2 protein-coding genes and 1 pseudogene are annotated in these 3,201 nt (G+C 73.4%); all 3 read right to left on the bottom strand.

Annotation, left to right across the window (positions count from 1 at the left end; genetic code table 11):
• Positions 1-91: 91 nt before the first annotated feature.
• A pseudogene (locus tag MBEBAB_RS14620) lies at positions 92-2,064 on the bottom strand (heme lyase CcmF/NrfE family subunit).
• Complete coding sequence (gene ccmE / locus MBEBAB_RS14625) at positions 2,061-2,552, bottom strand: cytochrome c maturation protein CcmE (RefSeq protein WP_021698761.1); 492 nt, start codon at positions 2,550-2,552, stop codon at positions 2,061-2,063. Before ccmE ends, MBEBAB_RS14620 begins: the two are co-directional and overlap by 4 nt.
• Positions 2,549-3,201: tetratricopeptide repeat protein (locus tag MBEBAB_RS14630; protein ID WP_045319471.1), on the bottom strand; the 653-nt coding region annotated here is incomplete at its 5' end. The genes ccmE and MBEBAB_RS14630, both read right to left, overlap by 4 nt.

Genomic DNA, 3,201 nt, shown 5'->3' on the forward strand with positions numbered 1-3,201 from the left:
GGACCCGGTGGACGGAGTCGCCCCCTCCCACCATCCTTCGGATGGCTCCCCCTCCCCCGCTGCGCGAGGGAGGAGAATGTCAGAGGCACCCTCATCCCCGCTTACTCCCGGCCACCCCGAACCGCAGCCGGCGGTCCGACAGGGACACCAGCCCGCCCAGCGCCATCAGCGTCGGCCCCAGGAAGATCAGCCGCGCCCACGGGTTCCAGTGCACCCGCACGGTCCAGGCCTGGGCGAGGGTCTCGGTCGCCCGCCGCTCGCCCAGCACCACATAGACGTCGTCCAGGCCCCGGAAATCCAGTCCCACCTCGGTGGTGGTCTGCCCGCCCGCCGGGAAGAAGCGCCGCTCGGCCGTCAGGGTGCGCGCGCCCGCACCGTCCTCGCGGGCCACGGTGAACACGCCCTGTTCGGCCAGATAGTTCGGCCCCTCGACGATGCGCACATCGTCCAGGGTCACATGCCAAGGCCCCGCCACGGCGACCGGTCCGCCGGGCGCCGTCACCGCCACCGCCTCGATCTTGAAGGCCGTCTCGGCCACCGCCCCCATGACGAACAGACCCAGCCCCGCATGGGCCAGGGTCATGCCGAAGGCGCCCACGGGCAGGCCGGTCAGCCGCCGCCACACCTCGGCGCGGGGCGCCCGGAACAGCCGGATGCGTTCGGCCAGCTCGGCCAGGCGCCCGCGATCAGCCACACGCCCAGCCCGATGCCCGCCGCCGCCATGGCCTTCATGGGATCGAACACGAACAGGGCGATCAGGGCCGCCGCCATCGCCACGGCGAAGGCCAGGGTCAGACGCTGGACCACGCCCTTCAGGTCCGCCCGCTTCCACGCCAGCAGCGGCCCGGCGGGCAGGATGATCAGGGCCACCGCCATCAGCGGGGTGAAGGTCAGGTTGAAATAGGGCGGCCCCACCGAGATGGTCTCGCCGGTCACCGCCTCGAGCATCAGCGGATAAAGGGTGCCCAGCAGCACCGTGGCCGCCGCCGCCGACAGGAACAGATTATTGAGGACCAGACTGCTCTCGCGGCTGACCGGTGCGAACACCCCGCCCTTGGGCAGGCCCGGCGCGCGCCAGGCGAACAGGGCGAAGGCCGCGCCCGCCGCCACGCCGAGGATGGCCAGCAGCAGCATGCCGCGCTCCGGGTCCACCGCGAAGGCGTGCACCGAGGTCAGCACCCCCGAACGCACGAGGAAGGCGCCCAGCATGGAGAAGGTGAACGCCATCAGGGCCAGGAACACGGTCCAGCCCGCCAGCGCCCCGCGTTTCTCCGTCACGATGGCCGAGTGCAGCAGGGCCGCCCCCGCCAGCCACGGCAGGAACGAGGCGTTCTCCACCGGGTCCCAGAACCACCAGCCGCCCCAGCCCAGTTCGTAATAGGCCCAGAACGACCCGAGGGCGATGCCGATGGTCAGGAACACCCAGGACGCCAGCGCCCAGGGCCGCACCCACCGCCCCCACGCCGGATCGACCCGGCCCTCGATCAGGGCGGCCACCGCCAGCGAGAAGCACACCGAAAAGCCGACGTAGCCCAGGTAGAGCATGGGCGGATGGATCGCCAGCGCCGGGTCCTGCAGCAGCGGGTTGAGCGAGGCGCCCTGCACCGGCGCCGGATCCAGACGCGTGAAGGCGTTGGAGGTGAACACCGTGAAGGCCAGGAACAGGGCGTTCAGCCCGCCCTGCACCGCCACCGCCGATGTCTTGAGCCCGAACGGCAGGCCGCGCCCCAGCGCCAGCACGGCGCCGAAGGCCGTCATGACCAGGCACCACAGCAGCAGCGAGCCCTCGTGGCTGCCCCAGGCCCCGGCCACCCGATAGAATAGCGGCTTGGCCGTATGGCTGTTCAGGGCCACGTTGCTGACCGAGAAGTCCGACACCACGAAGGCCCAGATCAGGGCGCCGAAAGCCACCGCCACCGCGCCCGTCGAGGCGAACGCCGCCCCCTGCCCCGCCCCGGCCAGAACCGGCGAGCGCAGCAGACGGCCCGCGCCGGACGCCGCGGCCTGCAACAGGGCGAGGGCCAGGGCCAGGGCCAGGGCGAAGGCGCCGAATTCCGCGATCATTCGGTCACATAGGCTGCATTGGAGGGCGCGGGCTCATCGCCGCCGCGCCACTCGCCGGTTTCCCTGAGGCGATCAGCCACCTCGCGCGGCATGTAGGTCTCGTCGTGCTTGGCCAGCACCTGCGTGGCCTGGAACACCCGCGCCTCGTCGAACGCCCCTTGCGCCACGATGCCCTGCCCCTCGCGGAACAGATCGGGCAGGTCCCCCTGGAACACGATGCGGGCGTCCGCCGCATTGTCGGTCACGGAGAACGCCACCGAGCCGTCGGCGCCCTGCTCGACGCTGCCCGGCAGCACCAGTCCGCCCAGCCGGATCATGCGGCCCGCGGGCGCGGCCTCCTCGGTGACCTCGGACGGGCTGTAGAAGAAGGTCACGCTGTCGCGCATGGCCCACAGCGACAGGCCCACGGCCAGCAGCAGCACCGGCGTCACGGCGGCGACGATCCAGAGACGGCGGCGCGCCTTGGGCGATCGGGGCAGCCAGCTCATGCGCCCTCCTCCACGGCCGCCAGATCGGCCTGAAGCTGGACGCGGCGCCCGTCGCCCGGCGGCAGTTCGGTCAGCAGCGGCTCCCACAGGGCGCGGGCGGCGTCCGCCTCGCCCCGGGCCAGGGCGGCGCGGCCCAGGAAATAGCGGGCGGCCTGGGCGTTCGGGTCGCGGCGCAGCGCCTCGCGGAAGGCGGCCTCGGCGTCGCCCCCCACCACCCCCTGCTGGGCCGCGGTCAGGGCCTCGCCCAGACGCGACCAGCTGACCGGGTCCTCGGCGTCCAGGGTCAGGGCGCGCCGGAACGCGGTGGCCGCCCCGATGGGATCGCCCGCCTCGAACCGCGCGCGGCCCAGAAACACCTGCGCCTCGCGGTCATTCGGATTGTCCCGCGCCACCACCTCGGCCACGGCGGCCAGACGCGGCGCGTCCAGGGTGTCGAGGGCGCCGGCCCAGCGCTCGACCCGGGCCTCGCGCGGCTGATCCGGCATGCCCGGCGCGCCCGTGACCCAGTATACGCCCAGGGCCGCCACGGCCGTGGCCAGCAGTCCCGCCAGCACCCAGCGCCCCTGCGTCAGATCCGGCGGCGCGGCGCCGGCGTCATCCTCGCTGGCCAGAAACCGGCGCCCCGCCTCCGCCCGCGCGACGCGCCAGG

This window comes from Brevundimonas abyssalis TAR-001 (assembly GCF_000466985.1).
Lineage (GTDB): Bacteria > Pseudomonadota > Alphaproteobacteria > Caulobacterales > Caulobacteraceae > Brevundimonas > Brevundimonas abyssalis.

What these genes read in the sequence shown, in the direction of transcription:
- ccmE (WP_021698761.1), bottom strand. Translation starts at nt 2,552, where the DNA reads ATGAGCTGGCTGCCCCGATCGCCCAAGGCGCGCCGCCGTCTCTGGATC.